The 22,738-nt window shown below is 68.8% G+C and carries 24 protein-coding genes; 20 read left to right on the top strand and 4 right to left on the bottom strand.

All coding sequences use genetic code 11. The features are described 5' to 3' along the window. Position 1 precedes the first annotated feature (1 nt). Together AQ610_RS00315 and AQ610_RS00310 are read right to left on the bottom strand one after the other, a co-directional pair. Positions 2 to 1,630: an efflux transporter outer membrane subunit gene (locus AQ610_RS00315; RefSeq protein ID WP_006023990.1), complete on the bottom strand. Its 1,629-nt coding sequence runs from the start codon at positions 1,628 to 1,630 to the stop codon at positions 2 to 4. 211 nt (positions 1,631 to 1,841) lie between these two features. After that, a complete protein-coding gene (locus AQ610_RS00310) occupies positions 1,842 to 2,126 on the bottom strand; it encodes a hypothetical protein (RefSeq protein ID WP_009910829.1) in 285 nt (94 codons plus the stop codon). A 208-nt stretch (positions 2,127 to 2,334) separates the two neighbouring features. On the opposite strand from AQ610_RS00310, the gene AQ610_RS00305 reads away from it, so the two are divergent. Next, entirely contained in the window at positions 2,335 to 2,844 is a 510-nt protein-coding gene (locus AQ610_RS00305; RefSeq protein WP_006023992.1) for a MarR family winged helix-turn-helix transcriptional regulator, read from the top strand. A gap of 150 nt (positions 2,845 to 2,994) precedes the next feature. Next, positions 2,995 to 4,557, top strand: coding sequence for a DHA2 family efflux MFS transporter permease subunit (locus AQ610_RS00300; protein ID WP_043281887.1), 1,563 nt, complete (start codon positions 2,995 to 2,997; stop codon positions 4,555 to 4,557). Between the two features lie 59 nt (positions 4,558 to 4,616). On the opposite strand, the gene AQ610_RS00295 is transcribed toward AQ610_RS00300, so the two are convergent. Beyond that, positions 4,617 to 5,540: a LysR family transcriptional regulator gene (locus AQ610_RS00295; RefSeq protein WP_009910831.1), complete on the bottom strand. Its 924-nt coding sequence runs from the start codon at positions 5,538 to 5,540 to the stop codon at positions 4,617 to 4,619. 139 nt (positions 5,541 to 5,679) lie between these two features. Between AQ610_RS00295 and AQ610_RS00290 the strand changes: the two genes are divergently transcribed. The 9 genes from AQ610_RS00290 (at position 5,680) to fliR (ending at position 11,897) form a co-directional block, all read left to right on the top strand. Beyond that, a complete protein-coding gene (locus AQ610_RS00290; protein ID WP_006023995.1) occupies positions 5,680 to 6,147 on the top strand; it encodes a CidA/LrgA family protein in 468 nt (155 codons plus the stop codon). Between the two features lie 58 nt (positions 6,148 to 6,205). Then, positions 6,206 to 6,928, top strand: coding sequence for an LrgB family protein (locus AQ610_RS00285; RefSeq protein ID WP_006023996.1), 723 nt, complete (start codon positions 6,206 to 6,208; stop codon positions 6,926 to 6,928). 326 nt (positions 6,929 to 7,254) lie between these two features. Further along, complete coding sequence (gene fliL / locus AQ610_RS00280; protein WP_006023997.1) at positions 7,255 to 7,752, top strand: flagellar basal body-associated protein FliL; 498 nt, start codon at positions 7,255 to 7,257, stop codon at positions 7,750 to 7,752. Positions 7,753 to 7,774: 22 nt separating this feature from the next. Further along, a complete protein-coding gene (gene fliM, locus AQ610_RS00275; RefSeq protein ID WP_006023998.1) occupies positions 7,775 to 8,773 on the top strand; it encodes a flagellar motor switch protein FliM in 999 nt (332 codons plus the stop codon). Further along, positions 8,766 to 9,272, top strand: a complete 507-nt coding sequence (gene fliN, locus AQ610_RS00270) for a flagellar motor switch protein FliN (RefSeq protein ID WP_043281888.1) — start codon at positions 8,766 to 8,768, stop codon at positions 9,270 to 9,272. Before fliM ends, fliN begins: the two co-directional genes overlap by 8 nt. Beyond that, positions 9,269 to 9,880, top strand: coding sequence for a flagellar biosynthetic protein FliO (gene fliO / locus AQ610_RS00265; RefSeq protein WP_045554814.1), 612 nt, complete (start codon positions 9,269 to 9,271; stop codon positions 9,878 to 9,880). The genes fliN and fliO overlap by 4 nt, the downstream gene beginning before the upstream one ends. Before the next feature lie 73 nt (positions 9,881 to 9,953). Next, positions 9,954 to 10,715 (top strand): flagellar type III secretion system pore protein FliP, encoded by a 762-nt coding sequence (gene fliP / locus AQ610_RS00260; protein ID WP_009910845.1) that lies wholly within the window; start codon positions 9,954 to 9,956, stop codon positions 10,713 to 10,715. A gap of 24 nt (positions 10,716 to 10,739) precedes the next feature. Next, the gene (gene fliQ / locus AQ610_RS00255; RefSeq protein ID WP_006024002.1) at positions 10,740 to 11,012 is read left to right on the top strand and encodes a flagellar biosynthesis protein FliQ; all 273 of its coding nucleotides are present in this window, start codon (positions 10,740 to 10,742) and stop codon (positions 11,010 to 11,012) included. A gap of 102 nt (positions 11,013 to 11,114) precedes the next feature. After that, complete coding sequence (fliR, locus tag AQ610_RS00250) at positions 11,115 to 11,897, top strand: flagellar biosynthetic protein FliR (protein ID WP_006024003.1); 783 nt, start codon at positions 11,115 to 11,117, stop codon at positions 11,895 to 11,897. A gap of 71 nt (positions 11,898 to 11,968) precedes the next feature. Here fliR and AQ610_RS00245 read toward each other — a convergent pair whose 3' ends face one another. Further along, complete coding sequence (locus tag AQ610_RS00245) at positions 11,969 to 12,397, bottom strand: helix-turn-helix domain-containing protein (RefSeq protein ID WP_006024004.1); 429 nt, start codon at positions 12,395 to 12,397, stop codon at positions 11,969 to 11,971. 75 nt (positions 12,398 to 12,472) lie between these two features. Here AQ610_RS00245 and AQ610_RS00240 point away from each other — a divergent pair, with 75 nt between their 5' ends. From AQ610_RS00240 to AQ610_RS00200, 9 genes are all read left to right on the top strand, one after another. After that, positions 12,473 to 13,381 (top strand): class I SAM-dependent methyltransferase, encoded by a 909-nt coding sequence (locus AQ610_RS00240; protein WP_006024005.1) that lies wholly within the window; start codon positions 12,473 to 12,475, stop codon positions 13,379 to 13,381. Next, complete coding sequence (locus AQ610_RS00235) at positions 13,374 to 13,895, top strand: DUF2938 domain-containing protein (protein ID WP_006024006.1); 522 nt, start codon at positions 13,374 to 13,376, stop codon at positions 13,893 to 13,895. The genes AQ610_RS00240 and AQ610_RS00235 overlap by 8 nt, the downstream gene beginning before the upstream one ends. Before the next feature lie 159 nt (positions 13,896 to 14,054). Beyond that, a complete protein-coding gene (locus AQ610_RS00230; protein WP_006024007.1) occupies positions 14,055 to 15,068 on the top strand; it encodes an ABC transporter substrate-binding protein in 1,014 nt (337 codons plus the stop codon). Between the two features lie 106 nt (positions 15,069 to 15,174). Further along, positions 15,175 to 15,972 (top strand): ABC transporter ATP-binding protein, encoded by a 798-nt coding sequence (locus tag AQ610_RS00225; RefSeq protein WP_009910853.1) that lies wholly within the window; start codon positions 15,175 to 15,177, stop codon positions 15,970 to 15,972. A gap of 27 nt (positions 15,973 to 15,999) precedes the next feature. After that, on the top strand, positions 16,000 to 16,848 hold the full coding sequence (locus tag AQ610_RS00220) for an ABC transporter permease (RefSeq protein ID WP_006024009.1): 849 nt from the start codon (positions 16,000 to 16,002) through the stop codon (positions 16,846 to 16,848). Positions 16,849 to 16,923: 75 nt separating this feature from the next. Then, a complete protein-coding gene (locus tag AQ610_RS00215) occupies positions 16,924 to 18,303 on the top strand; it encodes a sensor histidine kinase (protein ID WP_006024010.1) in 1,380 nt (459 codons plus the stop codon). Between the two features lie 10 nt (positions 18,304 to 18,313). Beyond that, complete coding sequence (locus tag AQ610_RS00210; protein WP_006024011.1) at positions 18,314 to 18,991, top strand: response regulator; 678 nt, start codon at positions 18,314 to 18,316, stop codon at positions 18,989 to 18,991. A 225-nt stretch (positions 18,992 to 19,216) separates the two neighbouring features. After that, entirely contained in the window at positions 19,217 to 20,344 is a 1,128-nt protein-coding gene (locus AQ610_RS00205; RefSeq protein ID WP_080594869.1) for a porin, read from the top strand. 356 nt (positions 20,345 to 20,700) lie between these two features. Then, positions 20,701 to 22,716, top strand: a complete 2,016-nt coding sequence (locus AQ610_RS00200) for a site-specific DNA-methyltransferase (protein WP_009910862.1) — start codon at positions 20,701 to 20,703, stop codon at positions 22,714 to 22,716. Positions 22,717 to 22,738 lie beyond the last annotated feature (22 nt).

The raw sequence follows: 22,738 nt of genomic DNA, 5'->3' as shown, positions 1-22,738 counted from the left end.
GTCACTGCGCGGGCGTGGCGCTCGTTCGAACAGCCGGCGCATCGGTCGCGGCCGTCGCGACCACGGCCGCCGACCGGTCCGCCGGACGAACGGCCGCCGCCGGCGCGGCTGCCGGTGCCGCCGCCCCAGCCGGCGCGGATGCCGGCAGCGCGGCGGGCGCCTGCACGCCACCTGTCTCGCGCGCGATCTGCGACACGTCCCATCCGCCGCCCAGCGCCTTCACGAGCCCGACCGACGACACCATCCGCTGCCCGATGATCGTCGTGAGTTTCTGCCGCGCGCTGAACGCGGTCGTCTGCGCGGTCAGCACGTTCAGATAGCCGACGGTGCCCGCCTTGTACTGATTGAGCGTGATGTCGAGCGCATGCTGCGCGGACTCGACCGCCTGCCGCTGCACGACGATTTCCTGTTCGAGGATGCGCTGCGACGCGAGGTTGTCCTCGACGTCCTGGAACGCGGACAGCACCGCGGCCCGGTACGCGGCCACGTCCTGATCGTAGGTCGCGCGCGCGGCTTCCGTCTGCGCGGCGCGCAGGCCCGCGTCGAACAGCGTCGCGGCGAGCTGCGGGCCGACCGACCAGAAGCGCGCGGGCAGCGTGAAGAGCTGCGACCACACCGAGCTCTGGAAGCCGCCTGAGGCGGACAGCGTGAGCGTCGGGAAAAACGCGGCGATCGCGACGCCGATCTGCTCGTTCGCGGCGGCCGCGCGCCGCTCGGCGGCGGCGACGTCGGGCCGCCGCTCGAGAATCGCCGACGGCACGTCGATCGGCATCGCGGGCGGCTCGGCCGTGAGCGGCATCGGCGGCAGCGCGAACGTCGATGCCGGCTCGCCGACGAGCGTCGCGATCGCGTGCTCGTACTGCGCGCGCACGATGCCGTTGTCGATCGCGGCGGCCTGCGCCGATTGCAGTTGCGTCTGCGCCTGGATCACGTCCGAGCGCGCGGCGACGCCCTGCGCATACTGGTTCTGCGTGAGCTGCAGCGATTTCTGGTACGACGCGACGGTGTCGTCGAGGAGCTTTTGCGTCGCGTCCGCGGCGCGCAACTGGAAATAGGTCTGCGCGAGCGTCGCCTGCGCGGACAGCCGCGCGTTCGCGAGATCGGCGGCGGCGGCCGCTTCGCCCGCCTTCTGCGCGCCGACCGTGCGGCTCACCTTGCCCCACAGGTCCGGCTCCCACGACGCGTCGAGCCCGACGCTGTAGGTGTTGCCGATCGTGCGCGTCGTGCCGCGCGACGCGGTGCCCGACGACAGCGCGCTCGACGCGCGCGATTCGCTCGCGGTCAGCCCGAGCGTCGGGAAATACGACGCGCGCGCCTCGGCGACGAGCGCGCGCGCCTGCCGGTACGCGGCCGCATATTGCGCGACGGTCTGGTTCGACGCGTTGAGCTTGTCGATCAGCCCGTTCAGTTGCGGATCGTCGTAGACCGACCACCACGGTCCGCGGTCCGCGCGGTCGGCCGGCTGCGCGACCTTCCAGCCGGGCGGGGCTTCCTTGTACGCGGCGGGAATCGCCGCGTCGGGGCGGTGATAGTCGGGCCCGACCGCGCAGCCGGCGAGCAGCACGGCGGCCGCTGCGGCGACGGCGGCGCTCAGCGCGCGGCGCGCGCGCGGATGTGGGACATGCGGCATGTTCTGGATTCCTGTCGAGGCGGCCGCCGGTGAACCGGGCGAGCGGGCGATGCGGCCGAAACGCCGACGGCGTGGCCGAAATGGTAACTGACGGGTGCGGGAATGCGCAGACGCTAGGTTAAGGCGCGGATGGGGCCGGATGTGTTACCGGCGTGGCGGATCGGTTTACCGCGCGTTACGCGCGCGTCGGCAGCCGTGCGCGGACGGCCTTTCACGAGCAGCAGCGGGCGGGCTCGCCATGCGCAGCGGCGAGGCATGGCTGCGGCGTCGACGGTTCCTGAACCGACGTGGCCCGGCCGCCGCCGTTGCGCGCGCCGCGGTGCCGCCGCTGATCGAACCAGGCGAACCCGAGCGCCGCGAGCGAGCCGCCCGGCACGATCAGCAGCGCCGCGTACAGCGCGATCTTCCAGCCGCGATGCGGACCGGACAGCGTATGACGGGCGGTGTCGGAGAGGTTGCGGCGCAGCGCTCCGGCGGCATGTTTCAGGAACGGCATGGGGAAATCCTCGGGACGCATGCCGAACGAAAAGCGGCGGCGCGTGCTAAGCAGGTCAGAACGAGCGAGTCAGAACATTGTCTCTGGCGGCGCATTAAGCGTATAACTCATTGACCGAAATAATATTGACTATGCAATAAATATTCAAGATACTGGCGGCGTTTTTCCTGGAAAGCACTGTTGCGGTTCGTGCAATCGACCGGACAGCTTGACGATGAGCGGCCTTTACGACCCGGAGCACATGGAGCTCGAATCGAGCCTCGGCTATTACCTGACGAAGGCGCGGCAGGCGCTCGTCGAGCGGCTCGATCGCGCGCTCGGCCCGCTCGAGCTGACCGCGCAGCAGATCAGCGTGATCCTGTTGCTCGCGCGTGGCTATGCGCGCACGCCGTTCGAGCTGTCGCGCAAGCTGTCGTACGACAGCGGCTCGATGACGCGCATGCTCGACCGGCTCGAGAAGAAGGGCTTCATCGCGCGCGCGCGCAGCGAATCGGACCGCCGCGTGATCGAGCTCGCGCTGACCGAGCGCGGCGCGCGGGCCGCGCAGGCGCTGCCCGCGCTGATCGCGACCGAGCTGAACGCGCAGCTCGAGGGCTTCTCGGCCGACGAGCTCGCGCTCCTGACGGACCTGCTGCGGCGCTTCATCGCGAACGCGCCGGGCGCGGCCGATTCCGCGTGCGCCGCGTCGATCGCCGCGCCGCCGCCGGGCGATCGCTGACCGGGAAAGGCCATGAACGACCTTCGGATCGCGGCCCGTTTGCCGCACATTTATCTGTCTGGGCAGAAGCTGACAAGACACTTACTGCCGGCCGATATCGATGCACGAAAGCATGTCGGGGCAACAGTCGCCCCTCAGGAGAATTGACGCATGGCTGCGACGGCCCCCGCTTCCGCTTCCCTTCCCGCCGAGCCCGCGCCGTTGTCGGGCGGCACGCTCGCGCTGCTGACGGTCGGGCTCGCGCTCGGCACGTTCATGGAGGTGCTCGACACGTCGATCGCGAACGTCGCGGTGCCGACGATCTCCGGCAGCCTCGGCGTCGCGACGAGCGAAGGCACCTGGGTGATCTCGTCGTATTCGGTCGCCTCCGCGATCGCGGTGCCGCTGACCGGCTGGCTCGCGCGGCGGGTCGGCGAGGTGCGGCTCTTCACGCTGTCGGTGCTCGCGTTCACGATCGCGTCCGCGCTTTGCGGCCTCGCGGAGAACTTCGAATCGCTGATCGCGTTCCGGCTGTTGCAGGGGCTCGTGTCCGGCCCGATGGTGCCGCTGTCGCAAACGATCCTGATGCGCAGCTATCCGCCCGCGAAGCGCGGGCTCGCGCTCGGCCTATGGGCGATGACGGTGATCGTCGCGCCGATCTTCGGCCCCGTGATGGGCGGCTGGATCACCGACAACTACACGTGGCCGTGGATCTTCTACATCAACCTGCCGATCGGCATGTTTTCCGCCGCGTGCGCGTTCTTCCTGCTGCGCGGCCGCGAGACGAAGACGACGAAGCAGCGGATCGACGCGATCGGGCTCGCGCTGCTCGTGATCGGCGTGTCGTGCCTGCAGATGATGCTCGACCTCGGCAAGGACCGCGACTGGTTCAATTCGACGTTCATCGCGTCGCTCGCGCTGATCGCCGTCGTGTCGCTCGCGTTCATGCTCGCCTGGGAGGCCACCGAGAAGGAGCCGGTCGTCGATCTGTCGCTCTTCAAGGATCGCAACTTCGCGCTCGGCGCGATGATCATCTCGTTCGGCTTCATGGCGTTCTTCGGCTCGGTCGTGATCTTCCCGCTGTGGCTGCAGACCGTGATGGGCTACACGGCGGGCCTGGCCGGCCTCGCGACCGCGCCCGTCGGCTTCCTCGCGCTCGTGCTGTCGCCGCTGATCGGCCGCAACATGCACCGGCTCGATCTGCGGATGGTCGCGAGCTTCGCATTCGTCGTGTTCGCCGGCGTGTCGATCTGGAACTCGACGTTCACGCTCGACGTGCCGTTCAACCACGTGATCCTGCCTCGGCTCGTGCAGGGGATCGGCGTCGCATGCTTTTTCGTGCCGATGACGACGATCACGCTCTCCAGCATTCCCGACGAGCGGCTCGCGAGCGCATCGGGGCTGTCGAACTTCCTGCGCACGCTGTCGGGCGCGATCGGCACCGCGGTCAGCTCGACGTTCTGGGAAAACGACGCGATCTATCACCACGCGCGGCTCGCCGAATCGGTGAACGTCTACGCGCAGAGCACGCTCGACTATCAAGGCGCGCTCGCGCGGCTCGGCATCATGGGCGACGTGTCGACCGCCCAGATCAACCAGATCGTCACGCAGCAGGGCTTCATGATGGCGACCAACGACTTCTTCTACATTTCGGCGGTCGGATTCGTCGCGCTTGCGGCGCTCGTGTGGGTGACGAAGCCCAGGAAGGGGGCCGGGCCCGCGATGGGGCACTGAGCGGCGGGCGGCGGCGCGCGCCGTGCGTCATGCGAGTCATGCGCCGCGCCGCGCCGCGCTCAGCGCGCGCGCAGGCTGCCGAACGCGAGATCGTCGCCGGGATCGACGGGGCCCTTCTCGCGCGCGACGTCGAGCCACGCGCGCGCCGCGTGCGACAGATATCCCTTCTTGAGCCAGCCGATCGCGACCGCCCATGCGATCTCCGGCTCGACGATCGGCCGGCACGTGAACTGCGCGGCGTCGAGCCGCCGGCAATACGGCTCGGGCAGCAACGCGATGCCGACGCCCGCGTGCACGAGCGCCGCCATGAAATCCCAGTGGCCGCTGCGGCTCACGATCTGCGGCGTGAAGCCGACCTTGCGGCACGCGTCGAGCACCGCGTCGTGCAGCGCGAGGCTTTCCGCATAGAACACGAACGGCTCGTCGGCGAGGTCGGCGAGCGGCACGGATTCGTCGGCGTCCCAGCGCGAGCCGTGCGGCGCGACGAGATGCAGCGGCGCGCGCACCATCGGCAGCACGTCGAACACGGCCGGATCGACGGGCTCGAGCACGCCGCCCAGCTCCAGCTCGCCCGCGACGAGCGCCTCTTCGATCATGCGCGCGCCCTCCTCGAACAGCTTCAGCTCGATTCCCGGATAGCGCTGCTTGAACGCGGCGATCGCCGGCGTGAACAGCGAACTGCCGAGCGGCGGGATTCCGATCGTCAGCTCGCCGCGCCCGAGCGTGCCGAGATCGTTCAGCTCGGCCTGAAGCTGCGCCTGCGCGGCGAGCACGTCCTGGCCGCGCTGATAGACGATCCGGCCGGCGTCCGTCAGCACCATCTGGCGGCCGTCGCGCAGCAGCAGCGGCGAGCCGATTTCGTCCTCGAGCGCCTTCACCATCTTGCTGATCGTCGGCTGCGTGACGTGCATCTGCTCGGCCGCCACGGTGAAGCTCTGCTGCCTGACGACCTCGACGAAATAACGCAACGCGCGCAGCTCCATCGGCGACTCCTGTTCAGTGAGCGAATCGGTGAAGATTCCCAAACGGAATGGTTTTTATAGAACCAAGTCATTTTATTTATGAACGCGTGAATCCTATACTGCCTCCATTCTGTAAAGCAAGGCATTTCGGGAGCGTTCGATGAGCAGGATCTCGGCTACGGCAGCAGCGGCGGCCCGCCCGGCGGCGGCGCCCGCGCGCACCGGCCGCGCGGCGCGCATCGCGCTGCAGACGGCGGCGCTCGGCGCGCTGTGGGCGGCGATCGACTGGGCGGTGCGCGCGCTCGGCGTGCCGGTGCCGTCCGGCGTGGTCGGCCTCGCGGTGCTGCTCGCGCTGCTGCTGTCCGGCCGCGTCGCGCCCGGCTGGGTGAAGGACGGTGCGAACTGGCTGCTGTCCGACATGCTGCTCTTCTTCATCCCGGCGACCGTCGCGGCGGTCCAGTACGGCGGGCTCTTCAAGGCGGACGGCTGGCGGCTCGCGCTCGTCGTCGTCGCGGGGACCACGTTCGTGATGCTGTCGGTTGCGATCGCGGTCGACGTCGCGGCGGGCTTCGAACGGCGCCTCGCGGTGACGCGCGTGCGCGCCGGCCGCCGCCGCACGCGGGCCTGAGGCCGGCGCCCCAGTTTCACTTCCATTCGTTTATGGCATCGGTTCCAAGGACTGCATCATGACGACGCCCGATCTCTCGTTGCTTGCCGCGCCTTCGAGCGCCGCGATTTCCGCCGGCTGCTTCGCGCTGACGATCGCGCTCTATTTCGCGTCGAAGCGGCTCTACGCGTACCGCAAGACGCTGTTCTTCTCGCCGCTCGTGCTCGTGCCGGCCGTGCTCGTCTCGTTCGTCGCGCTGACGGGCATTCCGTACGCGGTCTACTTCCGCGACACGCGCTGGCTGATGTGGCTGCTCGGCCCGGCGACGATCGCGTTCGCCGTGCCGATCTACGAATACCGCGAGCTGATGAAGCGCCACTGGTTCTCGCTCGCGGTGGGCGTCGTCGTCGGGATCGCGGTCGCGATCTGCGGGTCGCTGCTGCTGTCGAAGCTGCTGCACCTGTCGCCCGAGCTGCAGCGCAGCCTCGTCACGCGCTCGGTGTCGACGCCGTTCGCGCTCGCCGTGTCCGACCGGATCCACGCGCCGCGAGACCTCACCGCGCTCTTCGTGATCGCGACCGGGATTTGCGGGATGCTCGTCGGCGAATTCGTGCTCGCGCTCGTGCCGCTGCGCTCGCGGCTCGCGCGCGGCGCGCTGTTCGGCGCGGCCGCGCATGCGGTGGGCACCGCGAAGGCGCGCGAGATCGGCAGCGAGGAAGGCGTCGTGTCGAGCCTCACGATGATGATCGCGGGCGTCGCGATGGTGCTGATCGCGCCGTTGCTGACGTTGCTGCCGATCTGATTCGCCGGGCCGGCGCCCGGCGGTTCGCGTCCGGTCAGCCCGAATTTCCCGTCCGCATCGTCCTGTTCTTCCCCCGTTCCTCCCTCCCGCTCACCCCGCCTTTTCGCCCCGCCTTTTCGCCCGCACAGCCAGGCCCGCCCGCCGCTCTCGCCCGCCGCATCGCTTGCGCCCGGCCGTGTCCGCCGCGCCCGATCGCCCCCGCCGCCCTCGCCCGCCCGACGGACAAACGGCTGAGATAGCCGCAAATCCCCCCTCTATTCCGCCCATCGTGCGCGGCCCGGATGCCGAACAATGCAGGCTACCTAGAGTCTTCCCGCAGGCACGTCATGGCTACCACCGCAAACCCGACCGTCGACAAACCGGCCTCGTCCGGCAAGCTCAAGCGCGTCGTCCTTTTCCTGCTGATCGGGATCGTCGCCGCCGCCGCCGCCGCGGGCGGCACGTATTTCGTGCTGTCGAAGGAAGGCGCGCGCGGCGCGGCGCCGAGCGCGCCCCCGCCGCTCGCGGTGCCCGTGTTCTTCGCGCTCGAGCCGCTCACCGTGAATCTCCAGTCGGACGACGGCGCTCAGCACTACCTGCGCGTCGGCCTCTCGCTGAAGCTGACCGATCCGAAGGCGCAGGAGTACCTGACCCAGCACATGCCGGAGCTGCGCAGCCGGATCCTGCTCGCGCTGTCGAACAAGCATCCCGAGCAGCTCGCGACGCTCGAAGGCAAGCACGCGCTCGCCGACGAGCTGAAGACGCTGATCGAGCAGCCGACTCAGCCGGGCAACCTGAGCGCGCGCGTCGACGACGTGCTGTTCACCGAGTTCGTCGTCCAATAACGCCGCCGGCAAAGGAGCGCGCATGGGCCACGAAGAATTCATGTCCCAGGAGGAGGTGGATGCACTCCTCAAGGGCGTCACGGGCGAAGACGACTCGGCCGACGAACCGGCCGAGGCGTCCGGCATTCGCCCCTACAACATCGCGACGCAGGAGCGGATCGTCCGCGGCCGGATGCCCGGCCTCGAGATCATCAACGATCGCTTCGCGCGCCTGTTGCGGATCGGCATCTTCAACTTCATGCGGCGCACGGCGGAAATCTCCGTGAGCCAGGTGAAGGTGCAGAAGTACAGCGAGTTCACCCGCAACCTGCCGATCCCGACCAATCTGAACCTCGTGCACGTGAAGCCGCTGCGCGGCACGTCGCTGTTCGTGTTCGATCCGAACCTCGTGTTCTTCGTCGTCGACAACCTGTTCGGCGGCGACGGGCGTTTCCACACGCGCGTCGAGGGCCGCGATTTCACGGCGACCGAGCAGCGGATCATCGGCAAGCTGCTCAATCTCGTGTTCGAGCATTACGCGAGCGCGTGGAAGAGCGTGCGGCCGCTCGCGTTCGAATTCGTGCGCTCGGAGATGCACACGCAGTTCGCGAACGTCGCGACGCCGAACGAGATCGTGATCGTCACGCAGTTCTCGATCGAGTTCGGGCCGACGGGCGGCACGCTGCACATCTGCATGCCCTACTCGATGATCGAGCCGATCCGCGACGTGCTGAGCTCGCCGATCCAGGGCGAGGCGCTCGAGGTGGACCGCCGCTGGGTGCGCGTGCTGTCGCAGCAGGTGCAATCGGCGGAAGTGGAGCTCGTCGCGGATCTCGCCGAGGTCCCGACGACGTTCGAGAAGATTCTCAACCTGCGCGCGGGCGACGTGCTGCCGCTCGACATCGCGGAATCGATCAGCGCGAAGGTCGACGGCGTGCCGGTGATGGAGTGCGGATACGGCATTTTCAATGGCCAGTACGCGTTGCGCGTGCAGAAGATGATCAGCGCAAGCGACACGATGAAGGAAGGTGGATATGACTGAGTTGAACTCGACCCCCGAGGCCGACGGCATCGACGAACAGGCGTTTGCGGACGCCGCGACGAGCGCCGCCGCGGCCGACGGCGCGGCGCCCGCCGCGCCCGCCGCGCCGCAGGAAGACGCCGCGATGGACGACTGGGCGGCCGCGCTCGCCGAGCAGAACCAGCAGCCGATCGAGACGGGCGCGACGGGCGCCGGCGTGTTCCGGCCGCTGTCGAAGGCCGTGGCGAGCTCGACGCACAACGACATCGACCTGATCCTCGACATCCCGGTCAAGATGACGGTCGAGCTCGGCCGCACGAAGATCGCGATCCGCAACCTGCTGCAGCTCGCGCAGGGCTCGGTCGTCGAGCTCGACGGGCTCGCTGGCGAGCCGATGGACGTGCTCGTGAACGGCTGTCTGATCGCGCAGGGCGAAGTGGTGGTGGTCAACGACAAGTTCGGCATCCGGCTCACCGACATCATCACGCCGTCCGAACGCATCCGGAAGCTGAACCGATGAAACCGCGCAGCGCGCCGCTCGCGGCGTTGACGCGTGCCTCGCTTGCCGTGCTCGCGGCCGGCGCGGCGGCGCTGCCCGCATCGGCCGCCGACATGAACGCGGTGAATCACGCGGCGTCGCTCGCATCGGGCGTCGTCGTCGGCTCGGCCGCGCCGTCGCTCGGCGTCGGCGCGGTGTTGCAGACGCTCGTCGGGCTCGCGGTCGTGATCGGCCTCGTGTTCGGCTGCGCGTGGCTCGCGCGGCGCTTCGGCTTTCAGCCGCAGCGCCGCGGCGGCGCACTGAAGATCGTCGCGAGCGTTGCGGTCGGCGGCAAGGAGAGCGCGACCGTCGTCGAGATCGGCGATACCTGGCTCGTGCTCGGCGTCGCGCCCGGCAACGTGCGCCTGCTGCACACGCTGCCCGCCGGCGCGGCGGGCGTGATCGGCGCGGCGGGCGGCGCGTCCGCGGGCGCAGGCCTGCCCCGTGCGCCCGGCGCGCCGGCCGGCACGGCGATGTCCGGCGCGCCCGGCCCGTTCCCCGAGGGCGCTTCCTTCGGGGCGCGCTTTCGCGACGCGATGCTCGGCGAGGCCGCGAAGCGCTTCAAGCGCGACGGCGGCAAGGATCGCTGACATGCGCCTTCGTTTCGTCGCGCCGCGCGCGGATGCCGCCGCACGCGCGCACGCCCACTCCGGCAGTCGTTCGATGAAAACCGCTTTCCCGCGCGGCGCGCTACGCTGGCTGCCCGCCATCCTGATCGGCTTGGCGCCCGCGCTCGCGTGCGCGCAGGCGGCCGGCCTGCCGGCGTTCAACTCGGCGCCGGGCCCGAACGGCGGCACGACCTACTCGCTGAGCGTGCAGACGATGCTGCTGCTCACGATGCTGTCGTTCCTGCCGGCGATGCTGCTGATGATGACGAGCTTCACGCGGATCATCATCGTGCTGTCGCTGCTGCGGCAGGCGCTCGGCACCGCGTCGACGCCGCCGAACCAGGTGCTCGTCGGCCTCGCCCTCTTCCTCACGCTGTTCGTGATGTCGCCCGTGCTCGACCGCGCCTACGCCGACGCGTACAAGCCGTTTTCCGAAGGCACGCTGCAGATGGACCAGGCGGTGCAGCGCGGCGCCGCGCCCTTCAAGACGTTCATGCTGAAGCAGACGCGCGAGACCGATCTCGCGCTGTTCGCGAAGATCTCGAAGGCCGCGCCGATGCAGGGGCCGGAGGACGTGCCGCTGTCGCTCCTCGTGCCCGCGTTCGTCACGAGCGAGCTGAAGACGGGCTTCCAGATCGGCTTCACGATCTTCATCCCGTTCCTCATCATCGACATGGTCGTCGCGAGCGTGCTGATGTCGATGGGGATGATGATGGTCTCGCCCGCCACGGTGTCGCTGCCTTTCAAGCTGATGCTGTTCGTGCTCGTCGACGGCTGGCAATTGCTGATCGGCTCGCTCGCGCAGAGCTTCACCTAGACCGGTAGATCGAGGAGAGTCGAGATGACCCCCGAAAACGTGATGACGCTTGCGCATCAGGCGATGTCCATCGGCCTGCTGCTCGCCGCGCCGCTGCTGCTCGTCGCGCTCGCGGTCGGCCTCGTCGTCAGCCTGTTCCAGGCGGCGACGCAGATCAACGAGGCGACGCTGTCGTTCATCCCGAAGCTGCTCGCGGTCGCGGCGACGATGGTGATCGCCGGGCCGTGGATGCTGTCGACGATGATCGACTACCTGCGCGAGACCCTGCTGCGCGTCGCGACGCTCGGCGCGGGCTGACGCCGTTGCTTCGCGCGGCGCGCCCGCCCGATTCGTCTGACTCGTCCGGTTCTTCCGGCTCATCGGCTTGTTCCGCTCCGTCCTAGCCTTCGACACCGACCGATGTTCTCCGTCACTTACGCGCAACTGAACGGATGGCTCACCGCCTTCCTGTGGCCGTTCGTGCGGATGCTCGCGCTCGTCGCGATCGCGCCGGTGACGGGCCACCGCGCGACGCCCGTGCGCGTGAAGATCGGGCTCGCGGGCTTCATGGCGCTCGTCGTCACGCCGACGCTGCCGCCGATGCCCGTCGTCACCGTGTTCTCCGCGCAGGGTGTGTGGATCATCGTCAACCAGTTCCTGATCGGCGCGGCGCTCGGCTTCACGATGCAGATCGTGTTCGCGGCGATCGAGGCGGCGGGCGACATCATCGGCCTGTCGATGGGGCTCGGCTTCGCGACCTTCTTCGATCCGCACGCAAGCGGCGCGACGCCCGTGATGGGGCGCTTCCTGAACGCGGTCGCGATCCTCGCGTTTCTCGCGTTCGACGGGCATCTGCAGGTGTTCGCCGCGCTCGTCGATTCGTTCAGGCTCGTGCCGATCTCGGCCGATCTGCTGCGCGCGGCCGGCTGGCAGACGCTCGTCGCGTTCGGCGCGGCGATTTTCGAGATGGGGCTGTTGCTTGCGCTGCCTGTCGTCGCGGCGCTGTTGATCGCGAACCTCGCGCTCGGCATCCTCAATCGCGCGGCGCCGCAGATCGGGGTCTTCCAGGTCGGCTTTCCGGTGACGATGCTCGTCGGCCTGCTGCTCGTTCAACTGATGGCGCCGAACCTGGTTCCGTTCGTCGGGCGGCTGTTCGATACCGGCGTCGATTTCGTCGGACGTGTCGCGGCCGGCATGCATTGAGATCGAGCGGCGTGCCGGCTCCGGCATCGGCCGATCGCGCGACGATGCGCGTCCGCCCCAACCGCCGCGACCTAGCCGCGCGGCGGCCGCGGCGCCTTCTTCGTCCGGCGCGCGTCCGACGCGGCCCGCAAAATCCGCCGGAACTTCGGACATTCCATGTGGCTCGGCGCGGTGCACGCGGCCGCGTGCCGCAAGCCGTCGCGCATCGAGATCAGCTTGCGGATCGTCCTGTCCAGTTCGTCCGCCTTCGCGGCGAGCATCGCCCGGTCGATGCTCGGCCGCCCTTGCGCGTCGAACATCGATGCGATCTCGTCGAGCGAAAAGCCCGCCGCGCGCCCGAGCGCGATCAACGCGAGCCGCTCGAGCACACGCGCATCGAACGTGCGGCGCAGCCCGCGCCTGCCCGTCGATGCAATCAGCCCCTTTTCCTCGTAGTACCGCAGCGCCGACGCGGGCACGCCGGAGCGCTGCGCGACCTCGGCGATATCCAGGTTTCCCACGCGCTTGACCTCAAGTGGACTTGAATTGGCATAGTGTAGCTCCGGCCTCTCGAAGGCAAGCACTGGAGCACGACGATGAACGTCACGGATCGGAGCGATAACGGAGACAGCGGATACAGCGGATACAGTGGACAGGCGGCGCACTGGAACGGCCGCGCGGGGCGCGCGTGGGCCGACGCGCAGCAGATGCTCGACCGGATGTTCGAGCCGTTCGCGGAACTGCTCGTGGAGGCGGCCCGCGCGGGCGGCGGGCGGCACGTGCTCGACGTCGGCTGCGGCGCGGGCGCGACGACGCTCGCCGTCGCGCGCATGCTCGGCGAGCAGGGCCGCTGCGTCGGCGTCGACGTGTCGCAGCCGCTGATCGCCGCCGCGCGCGGCCGCGCCGAGCGCGAACGCGTGCCGGCGAGCTTCGTTCACGCCGACGCGCAAACGCACGCGTTCGCGCCGGCGAGCTTCGATACGATCATTTCGCGCTTCGGCGTGATGTTCTTCGAGAACGCCGTCGACGCGTTCGCGAACCTGCTGCGCGCCGCGTCGTCCGACGCGCCGCTCGCGTTCATTGCGTGGCGCGGCGCGGCGGAGAACCCGTTCATGACGACGGCGGAGCGCGCGGCCGCGCCGCTCTTGCCGAGCCTGCCCGCGCGGCAGCCGGACGCGCCCGGCCAGTTCTTCTTCGGCGACGTGCGGCGGATCGAAGCCGTCCTCGCGCAAAGCGGCTGGCGCGGCGTCGACGTGCGGCCGATCGACGTCGAATGCACACTGCCCGAGCGCGAGCTGATCGGCCATTTCAGCCGGTTCGGCCCGGTCGGCCAGATGTTCGCGGACCTCGACGACGCCATGCGCGCGCGGGTCGTCGACACGGTGCGCGCCGCGTTCGACCCTTACGTGCACGGCGCCGATGTGCGCTTCATGGCCGCGTGCTGGCTCGTCAAAGCGCGGGCGCCGGCGAAGTGGTCGACGCGCAAGGAGGCCGTCGGTGTCTGACGCGCTCGCATTTGCCGTCTGCGCGCTCGTGATCGGCACGGGTGCGACCGTCGCGATGGACGTCTGGGCGCTCGTGCGCAAGCGCTGCTTCGGCGTTCCGTCGCTCGACTACGGGCTCGTCGGCCGCTGGCTCGGCCATCTCGCGCGCGCTCGCGTGCGCCACGCGCCGATCGCCGCGTCGCCGCGCATGGCCGGCGAGCGCGCGCTCGGCTGGCTCGCGCACTATCTGATCGGCATCGCGTTCGCGGCGCTGTTGCTCGCGCTTTGGGGCCTCGGCTGGGCGGCGGCGCCTACGCTCGGGCCCGCGCTCGCCGTCGGCATCGGCAGCGTCGCGGCGCCGTTCTTCGTGATGCAGCCGGCGATGGGCGCGGGCATCGCGGCGAGCCGCACGCCGCGGCCGGCCGCCGCGCGCTTTCACAGCGTCGTCGCGCACGCGATCTTCGGCCTCGGCCTGTACGGCGCGGGCTGGACGGCGAGCCGGCTCGGCGTGCCGGCGATGCTGGGCGCGGCTTAGCGCCGTTCAAGGGCGCTTCGCCCCGCCGCCGCCGGCGTTGCTGGAAAACCCCTAAAAGAAAGCCGCGCTCGCGAAAGGTTGCGGAAGGTTTCGTCTCCCTATACTCGTTTCGACGATGCAGCAAGCATCGCTCGATACAGACAACATTGGAGACTCCCGATGCGCACCACTCTTCGCGCGCTCAGCCTGGCCGCGGTCGCGGCCGGCCTGTCCTTCGGCTTCGCTTCGCAGCCCGCCTTCGCCGACGACGGCGGCAAGATCACGATCATGGTGGGCGGCATCACGAAGCTCATCTACCTGCCCGCGCGTCTCACGCAGGAGCTCGGCTACTTCAAGGCGGAAGGGCTCGACGTGGATCTGCAGTCGCAGCCGGCGGGCGTCGACGCCGAGAACGAGCTGCTCGCGGGCGCGGTGCAGGGTGTCGTCGGCTTCTATGATCATACGATCGACCTGCAGAGCAAGGGCAAGGACGTGAAGGCGATCGCCGTGCTCGGCCAGGTGCCGGGCGAGGTCGAGATGGTGTCGACGAAAGCCGCGGGCGCGATCAAGTCGATGGCCGACGTGAAGGGCAAGACGCTCGGCGTGACGGGCCTCGGCTCGTCGACGAGCTTCCTCACGCAGTACCTCGCGCAGCAGCACGGAATCGCCGCGAACCAGTACACGATGCTGCCCGTCGGCGCCGACGCGAGCTTCATCGCGGCCGTCAAGCAAGGCCGCATCGACGCGGGGATGACGACCGAGCCGACCGTGTCGGTGCTCGAGAAGAACGGCGACGCGAAGGTGCTCGTCGATCTGCGCACGCTCGACGGCACGCGCGCCGCGCTCGGCGGCACGTATCCGGCGGCGAGCCTGTATGTGCAGTCCGCGTGGGCCGACACGCACAAGGCGCAGGCGGCAAAGCTCGCGCACGCGTTCGCGCGCACGATGCAGTTCATCCACACGCACAGCGCGGAAGAGATCGCCGCGAAGATGCCCGCCGATTACCAGAAGGACAAGGCGCTCTACGTGAGCGCGCTGAAGGCGTCGCTGCCGATGTACACGCCCGACGGCAGGATGCCCGCCGACGGCCCGGCGACGGTGCTCAAGGTGCTGTCCGCGTTCAACCCTTCGGTGAAGGGCAAGCACATCGATCTGTCGAAGACTTATACGAACGAGTTCGTGAGCGCGAAGTGAGCGTGAAACGAGCGCCGCGCCCGACGCGCGATCAGTTTTGAACCAGGCTCGCGAGGGCCGCCGGCGCCGCACGGACGGCGCCGGTTCCGATGCAGGACTTCTAGCGATGAATCAACATGTTTCGGCCCATGCGCCCGCGATCGAGTTTCGCAACGTGTCGTGCCGCTTCATCTCGCCGGACGGCCGTGCGACCGTCGCGCTGCACGACTTCACGATGTCGGTTGCGCGCGGCGAGTTCGTCGCGATCGTCGGCCCGACGGGCTGCGGCAAATCGACGACGCTCAATCTGATCACGGGGCTCCTGAAGCCCGTGTCCGGCGAGGTGCGCGTGATGGGCAAGCCCGTCGACGGCATCGATCCGCGGATCGGCTTCGTGTTCCAGGCCGACGCGGTGTTCCCGTGGCGCACGGTGATCGACAACGTCGCGGCGGGCCCGCTCTTTCGCGGCCGCTCGAAGGAATCCGCATACGCGCAGGCGGAGGAATGGATTCGCCGCGTCGGGCTCGCGAAATTCACGAAGCACTACCCGCACCAGTTGTCGGGCGGGATGCGAAAGCGCGTCGCGCTTGCGCAGACGTTCATCAACCAGCCCGAGATCCTGCTGATGGACGAGCCGTTCTCGGCGCTCGACATGCAGACGCGCACGCTGATGCAGGACGAGCTGCTGCAGCTCTGGTCGGCGAACAAGGGCTCCGTCGTGTTCGTCACGCACGACCTCGAGGAGGCGATCGCGCTCGCGGACCGCGTGTTCGTGCTGACGTCGCGCCCGGCGACGCTCAAGCGCGTGTACGAGATCGATCTGCCGCGCCCGCGCATCACGTCGGAAGTGCGCTACGAGCAGCGCTTCATCGAAATCTCGAAGGACATTTGGCACGACCTGCGCGAAGAAGTGCAGATCGCATAAACAGGAAAGGACTGGAGCATGACTGACATGACGCTTCCGACGCCGCTTGGCACCACCACCTCGCTCGAAGACGAAGAGCGCGCCGCCCAGCGCCGGCTGCAGCGGCGCCGGCAACTGATCGTCGGGCTGCGCATCGCGGTGCTCGTCGTCGCGCTGGGCGGCTGGGAGATCGCGGCGCGCCTCAAGTGGATCGACCCGTTCTTCTTCTCGATGCCGTCGCTGATCGCCGCGCAGATCCAGGACTGGTTCGTCAACGGCACGTCACAGGGCCCGCTGCTGCTGCAGGTGTGGGTGACGCTCGAGGAGACGATCGCGGGCTTTCTGATCGGCTCGGTCGCGGGCGTCTTCTGCGGGATCGTGCTCGGGCGCAACAAGCTGCTCGCCGACGTGTTCGGCCTCTACATCCAGATCGCGAACTCGATTCCGCGCGTCGTGCTGGGCTCGGTGTTCGTGATCGCGCTCGGCCTCGGGATGGCGTCGAAGATCGCGCTCGCCGTGGTGATGGTGTTCTTCGTCGTGTTCGGCAACGCGTTCCAGGGCGTGCGCGAGGCCGACCGCTACCTGATCGCGAACGCGCAGATCCTCGGCGCGTCGCGCCGGCAGATCACGACCTCCGTCGTGATTCCGTCCGCGCTCAGTTGGATTCTCGCGAGCCTGCACGTGAGCTTCGGCTTCGCGCTCGTCGGCGCGGTCGTCGGGGAATTTCTGGGTTCCAAGCAAGGCATCGGTCTGCTAATCTCGACCGCACAGGGCGCGTTCAACGCGAGCGGCGTGTTCGCCGCGATGATCGTGCTCGCCGTCGTGGCGCTCGCTGCCGACTTCCTGCTGACCCGGCTCGAGAAGCGGCTCCTGAAGTGGCGGCCCGCCGCGTTCTGAAGACGATGCATCAACGAAACGGCGCATCTTCGGTGCGCCGTTTCGTTTTCTGCGCTGGAGTTGGGGGATAACGGCATGTCGCACAGCCTGCGCGGCCGACTGCTTTGGTGGCTGCTGCTGCCGCTTGCCGTGTTCGTCGCGATCGCGGGCGCGATGTCGTACGACACCGCGCGCAAGACCGCCGACCTCGTGCAGGACGGCGCGCTCGTCGCGTCCGCGCGCGCGATCGCGGAGGACGTCGACTGGGAAAGCGGCGCGCTCGTCGCGAACGTGCCGCCCGCCGCGCTCGAGCTGTTCGAGTCGCCCGCGCGGGATCAGGTGTACTACAAGGTTCGCACGGGCGGCGGCCGGCTGCTCGCCGGCAACCCCGATCTCGCCGGCCCGGCCGCGCCGGCCGCGCCCGGCGCGCAGCCGGTGCTGTTCGACACGGCGCTCAACGGGCTTGAGATCCGCGCGGTCGCGTACACGCGCGAGCTCTACAACGCGGGCGACACCGAAACGGTGACGGTCGTCGTCGGCAAGACGCAGACGTCGCGGCAGATGATGATCGCGGCGATCTGGCATCCGCAGCTCTGGCGGCTCGCGCTGATGCTCGCGCTCGCGATGGCGCTCGTCTATCTCGGGCTCACGTTCGAGCTGCGGCCGTTGATGAAGCTGAAGGACGACGTCGCGGACCGCGGGCCGATGGAGCTCGAGCCGATCCGCACCGAGCGGCTCCACTTCGAGCTGCGGCCGATCGTCGACGCGATCAACCAGTGCATCGCGCGGCTGAACCTGCACGCGGCGACGCAACGGCGCTTCATCGCCGACGCCGCGCACCAGTTGCGCACGCCGATCGCGGTGATCGACACGCAGATCCAGTGCGCGCGGCAGCGCGAGAGCGACGACGCGGCGCTCGCCGGGCTGCTCGCGTCGATGCAGCGCAGCAGCCGCAGGATGGCGGACGTCACCGACAAGCTGCTCCTGCTCGCGCACGCGGAAGCCGCGTCGCCCGCGCGGCTCGCCGCGCGCGTCGACGTCGCGGCCGTCGTGTCGGGCGTGCTCGAGGAGGCGATCGTGCTCGCCGAGCGGCGCCGCATCGATCTCGGCGCGGAGCTCGATGACGATCTGCTGGTGGCGGGCAGCGAAAGCCTGTTGTCGGCGCTCCTGATGAATCTCGTCGACAACGCGGTGCGCTATACGCACGAAGGCGGCCGCGTGACGGTGAGCGCGCGGCGCGACGGCGACGCGGTGGTGCTCGACGTGGTCGACGACGGCCCCGGCATTCCGGCCGAAGCGCGGCCGCACGTGTTCAAGCGCTTCTATCGCGTCGCAAAGGACGAGGAAGGCACGGGCCTCGGGCTCGCGATCGTCGAGGAGATCGCGCAGTCGCACGGCGGCACGGTCTCGCTCGCGACGGGCCCGGGCAACCGGGGCGTGAGGATGACCGTGCGGCTGCCCGCCTATCGCAATTGAGAGTGTCCTGATGAAATTGCTGCTCGTGGAAGACAACGCGGAACTCGCGCACTGGATCATCGATCTGCTGCGCGGCGAAGGCTTCGGCGTGGATTCGGCGCCTGACGGCGAGAGCGCGGATACGGTGCTGAAGGCGCAGCGCTACGATGCGCTGCTGCTCGACATGCGGCTGCCCGGCATGAGCGGCAAGGAGCTGCTCGCGCGGCTGCGCCGCCGCGGCGACAACGTGCCCGTGCTGATGCTGACCGCGCACGGCTCGGTCGACGACAAGGTCGACTGCTTCAGCGCGGGCGCCGACGATTACGTCGTGAAGCCGTTCGAATCGCGCGAGCTCGTCGCGCGGATTCGCGCATTGATCCGGCGGCAATGCGGCGTCGGCGTGACGCAGCTCGCATGCGGCGATCTCGTCTATCTGTTCGCGACACGCGAATTCCAGTGCGGCGGCGTGCCGCTCGCGCTGCGCCGCCGCGAGCATGCGATCCTCGAAACGCTGATGCTCCAGCAGGGCAAGACGGTATCGAAAGCGCGCCTGATGGATAGCGTGTACGGCCTCGACGACGAGCCGAGCGCCGATGCGATCGACATCTACATCCACCGCCTGCGCAAGCACCTGTCGGGCTCGCTCGCGCAGATCATCACGCTGCGCGGGCTCGGCTACATTCTTCGGACGAAGGACGCGGCCGAATGAGCCGCCGCGCCGGGCCTCGAGCGCGGCGCCCTCGCCTGACCCAGCCGAAAAACGAGCACCACCCCGTACTTATCCGGAGATTTCCTCGGCCGGCGCGAAAGCGCCGCGAAGGATTGCGCCCACTACGATGACGTGGCCGTTCGACGCGCATCGCACCGCGTCTGCGCAGCCGACGCTGCGTACTACGAAAGAATGGCGGTCAACACGATACCGGAGGGGACGATCTTGAAACGACAATACCTGGCACTTTCCATCGCGACGGCCGCCTGCGCGGCGCCGCAAGCGCACGCGCAGTCGAGCGTCCAGCTCTACGGGCTCATCGACCTGAGCTTTCCCACCTATCAGTCGCACGCGAACGCGAAGGGCGATCACGTGATCGGCATGGGGCTCGGCGGCGAGCCGTGGTTCAGCGGCAGCCGCTGGGGCTTGAAGGGGGCGGAGGACATCGGCGGCGGCACGAAGGTGATCTTCCGGCTCGAAAGCGAATACACGGTTGCCGACGGCAACATGGAAGACCCGGGCCAGATCTTCGACCGCGACGCATGGGTCGGCATCGAAAACGACACGTTCGGCAAGCTCACCGCCGGCTTTCAGAACACGATCGCGCGCGACGCGGCGGCGATCTACGGCGACCCGTACGGCTCGGCGAAGCTGACGACCGAGGAAGGCGGCTGGACGAACGCGAACAACTTCAAGCAGATGATCTTCTACGCGGCGGGTGCGACGGGCACGCGCTACAACAACGGCCTCGCGTGGAAGAAGCTGTTCGGCAACGGCATCTTCGCGAGCGCGGGCTACGCGTTCAGCAATTCGACGAGCTTCGGGCAGAACTCGACCTACCAGGTCGCGCTCGGCTACAACGGCGGCCCGTTCAACGTGTCGGGCTTCTTCAGCCACGTGAACCACGCGGGCTACGCGAACAAGTCGTTCTCGGTCGGCGGCAACTACACGTTCGACATCTTCCGCGTGAACGCCGGCTATTTCCGCTACCTGGGCGATCAGGGCGCGCTCGGCCAGCGCCAGGACAACGCGTGGACCGTATCGTTCAAGGTCGCGCCGAAGGGCCCGCTCGACTACGAACTCGGCTATCAGCAGATGCGCGTGCACAACGCCGCCTACAACAGCGACGGCAATGTGCCGAACGCGAACATCGGCAACTTCAGCCTCACGTCGGGCGTCGGCAACGGCTTCAAGGAAACGCTGTACGGCTCAGTGTTCTACCACCTGTCGAAGCGCACCGAGCTGTATCTCGCCGGCGATTACATGCGCCTGCACGGCGGCTACACGGTTGCGTCGACGCACGGCGCGACCAACCAGCTCGAGCTGACGACCGGCATCCGCACGCGGTTCTGATCCGCCGCGCGGCACGGCTGGCCACCGCGCCGTGCCGCCCTTCCCGCTTCTCCCGCATCCGCCGCTTTTCCCGCCGCGCTCGCCCGATCTCCTGCGAGACCCCGCGGCATTCGACGGCCACTCACGCCGGGCCTTTCGTCATCGCGCGCGGCCTCGCGCACGCGCGGCGAAAGCCCGCGCCGGCGGCCGGCTTCCGAACCTGTGGTAAACATCTGCGTCGCCGAACGCCGGCCCGCGCCCCGCCGCAAGTCCTTGACCTGCGCGTGACGGATCGCTAGCGTTTCGCCTTTGCCGCGCCGCGCGGCCCGAAAATCGGGTCCGCATGCCGGCGCGATGACATGCAATGGATGGAAAGGATGATGCAGAAACTCGATGCGACGAGCCCGGAAGCGCAATCCGCGGATCTCGTGTCCGCGAACGTCGAGCGCCTGAAGGCGCTCTTTCCGGACGTCGTGACCGAAGGGCCGGACGGCGCGTCGGTGAATCTCGACGTGCTCGCGGCGATGGTCGGCGCCGTCGTCGACGCCGACGCCGGCGAGAAGTACGGCCTGAACTGGCACGGCAAGCGCCGCGCGCGCCGGCTCGCGCTCACGCCGTCGACGGGCACGCTGCGCCCGTGCCCGCGCGAGAGCGTCGACTGGGCGTCGACTCGCAACCTGATGATCGAGGGCGAGAACCTCGAGGTGCTGAAGCTGCTGCAGAAGAGCTACGCGGGACGCGTGAAGCTCGTCTACATCGATCCGCCGTACAACACCGGCAAGGATTTTGTCTATCCGGACAATTTCACCGACAGCCTGCGCCACTATCTCGAGCTGACCGGCCAGACGACGGGCGGCAAGCGGGTCAGCAGCCACACCGACGCGAGCGGCCGCTTCCACACGGACTGGCTGAACATGATCTATCCGCGCCTGAAGCTCGCGCGCGATCTGCTCGCCGACGACGGCGTGATCGCCGTGCACATCGACGAGCACGAGCAGCACGCGCTCGTGCTCGTGATGCGCGAGATCTTCGGCGAAGACAACGAGCTCGGCGTCGCGGTGTGGGACAAGCGCAATCCGAAGGGCGACGCGCGCGGGATCGCGTACCAGCACGAATCGATCGTGCTGTTCGCGCGCGACGCGGAGCTGCTGTTCGAGCGCGCGCCGCTCAAGCGGGCGAAGCGCAACGCGCAACGCATGCTGGACGCGGCGCGCGGCGCGATCGCGGATGCCGCGACGATCGCGGACGCGAATGCCGCGTACCGTAGCTGGGTGAAGTCGCAGACGACGCTGTCGGGCGGCGAGGCGATGTATGACCGGATCTCGGCCGATGGCCGCGTGTACCGCCTCGTGTCGATGGCGTGGCCGAACAAGAAGAAGGCGCCCGACGACTACTTCGTGCCGCTCGTGCATCCGGTGACGGGCGAGCCGTGCCCCGTGCCCGAGCGCGGCTGGCGCAATCCGCCCGCGACGATGCAGGCGCTCATCGACAAGGGCCTCGTCGAATTCGGCGCGGACGAGACCACGCAGCCGCAGCGGATCTACTTCCTCGACGAGAACATGTACGAGAACGTGCCGTCGGTGTTGCCGTTCGGCGGCTCGGACGACGCGCTGATGAAGTCGCTCGGCATTCCTTTCGATCAGCCGAAGCCTGTCGAATTAGCCGCGTCGATCATCGGCTGGTGCACGGACGGCGACGATCTGATCGTCGACTTTTTCGGCGGCTCGGGCACGACCGCGCACGCGGTGATGGCGCTCAACGCGGCCGACGGCGGCAATCGCCGCTACGTGCTCGTGCAGTTGCCCGAGCCGCTCGACGCCGGCAGCAAGGACCAGAAGGCCGCCGCCGATTTCTGCGCGGCGCAGCGCGTGCCGCTCAATCTCGCCGAGCTGACGAAGGAGCGGCTGCGTCGCTCGGCGGCGCGGGTCGCGGCCGAGCATCCGGGCGTGCGCGCCGACCTCGGCTTTCGCGTGTTCAGGCTCGATTCGACGAACGTCTCCGAATGGGACCCGCGCGGCGACGACATCCAGCAGTCGCTGTTCGCGGCCGTCGAGCACGTCAAGCCGAACCGCTCCGAGGAAGATCTGCTGTACGAACTGATGCTGAAGCTCGGGCTCGACCTGTGCGCGCCGATCGACGCGCGGACGATCGCCGGCAAGGCGGTCCACGTGATCGACGGCGCGATCGTCGCGTGCTTCGACACGCACATCGACCGCGCGTCGACCGACGCGCTCGGCGAGGGCATCGTCAAGCTGATAGCCGCGGCGGGCGCCGCCGATACGCGCGAGCTGACCTGCGTGTTCCGCGACAGCGGCTTCGCGGACGACGTCGCGAAGGTGAACCTGTCGGCGATCCTCGAGCAGCACGGCGTGAAGCGTATCCGGAGCCTCTGATGCGCGCACGCGAGCCACACGC

Origin of the sequence: Burkholderia humptydooensis (assembly GCF_001513745.1) — a bacterium.
GTDB lineage: Bacteria > Pseudomonadota > Gammaproteobacteria > Burkholderiales > Burkholderiaceae > Burkholderia > Burkholderia humptydooensis.
The sequence above is the reverse complement of the archived record's forward strand: the minus strand, read 5'-3'. Positions and strand labels throughout refer to the sequence as shown.

Coding starts and splice junctions, on each gene's coding strand:
- AQ610_RS00315 (WP_006023990.1), bottom strand. CDS start 1,630: ATGCCGCATGTCCCACATCCGCGCGCGCGCCGCGCGCTGAGCGCCGCC.
- AQ610_RS00310 (WP_009910829.1), bottom strand. CDS start 2,126: ATGCCGTTCCTGAAACATGCCGCCGGAGCGCTGCGCCGCAACCTCTCC.
- AQ610_RS00300 (WP_043281887.1), top strand. CDS start 2,995: ATGGCTGCGACGGCCCCCGCTTCCGCTTCCCTTCCCGCCGAGCCCGCG.
- AQ610_RS00295 (WP_009910831.1), bottom strand. CDS start 5,540: ATGGAGCTGCGCGCGTTGCGTTATTTCGTCGAGGTCGTCAGGCAGCAG.
- AQ610_RS00290 (WP_006023995.1), top strand. CDS start 5,680: ATGAGCAGGATCTCGGCTACGGCAGCAGCGGCGGCCCGCCCGGCGGCG.
- AQ610_RS00285 (WP_006023996.1), top strand. CDS start 6,206: ATGACGACGCCCGATCTCTCGTTGCTTGCCGCGCCTTCGAGCGCCGCG.
- fliL (WP_006023997.1), top strand. CDS start 7,255: ATGGCTACCACCGCAAACCCGACCGTCGACAAACCGGCCTCGTCCGGC.
- fliM (WP_006023998.1), top strand. CDS start 7,775: ATGGGCCACGAAGAATTCATGTCCCAGGAGGAGGTGGATGCACTCCTC.
- fliN (WP_043281888.1), top strand. CDS start 8,766: ATGACTGAGTTGAACTCGACCCCCGAGGCCGACGGCATCGACGAACAG.
- fliO (WP_045554814.1), top strand. CDS start 9,269: ATGAAACCGCGCAGCGCGCCGCTCGCGGCGTTGACGCGTGCCTCGCTT.
- fliP (WP_009910845.1), top strand. CDS start 9,954: ATGAAAACCGCTTTCCCGCGCGGCGCGCTACGCTGGCTGCCCGCCATC.
- fliQ (WP_006024002.1), top strand. CDS start 10,740: ATGACCCCCGAAAACGTGATGACGCTTGCGCATCAGGCGATGTCCATC.
- fliR (WP_006024003.1), top strand. CDS start 11,115: ATGTTCTCCGTCACTTACGCGCAACTGAACGGATGGCTCACCGCCTTC.
- AQ610_RS00240 (WP_006024005.1), top strand. CDS start 12,473: ATGAACGTCACGGATCGGAGCGATAACGGAGACAGCGGATACAGCGGA.
- AQ610_RS00230 (WP_006024007.1), top strand. CDS start 14,055: ATGCGCACCACTCTTCGCGCGCTCAGCCTGGCCGCGGTCGCGGCCGGC.
- AQ610_RS00225 (WP_009910853.1), top strand. CDS start 15,175: ATGAATCAACATGTTTCGGCCCATGCGCCCGCGATCGAGTTTCGCAAC.
- AQ610_RS00220 (WP_006024009.1), top strand. CDS start 16,000: ATGACGCTTCCGACGCCGCTTGGCACCACCACCTCGCTCGAAGACGAA.
- AQ610_RS00215 (WP_006024010.1), top strand. CDS start 16,924: ATGTCGCACAGCCTGCGCGGCCGACTGCTTTGGTGGCTGCTGCTGCCG.
- AQ610_RS00210 (WP_006024011.1), top strand. CDS start 18,314: ATGAAATTGCTGCTCGTGGAAGACAACGCGGAACTCGCGCACTGGATC.
- AQ610_RS00200 (WP_009910862.1), top strand. CDS start 20,701: ATGATGCAGAAACTCGATGCGACGAGCCCGGAAGCGCAATCCGCGGAT.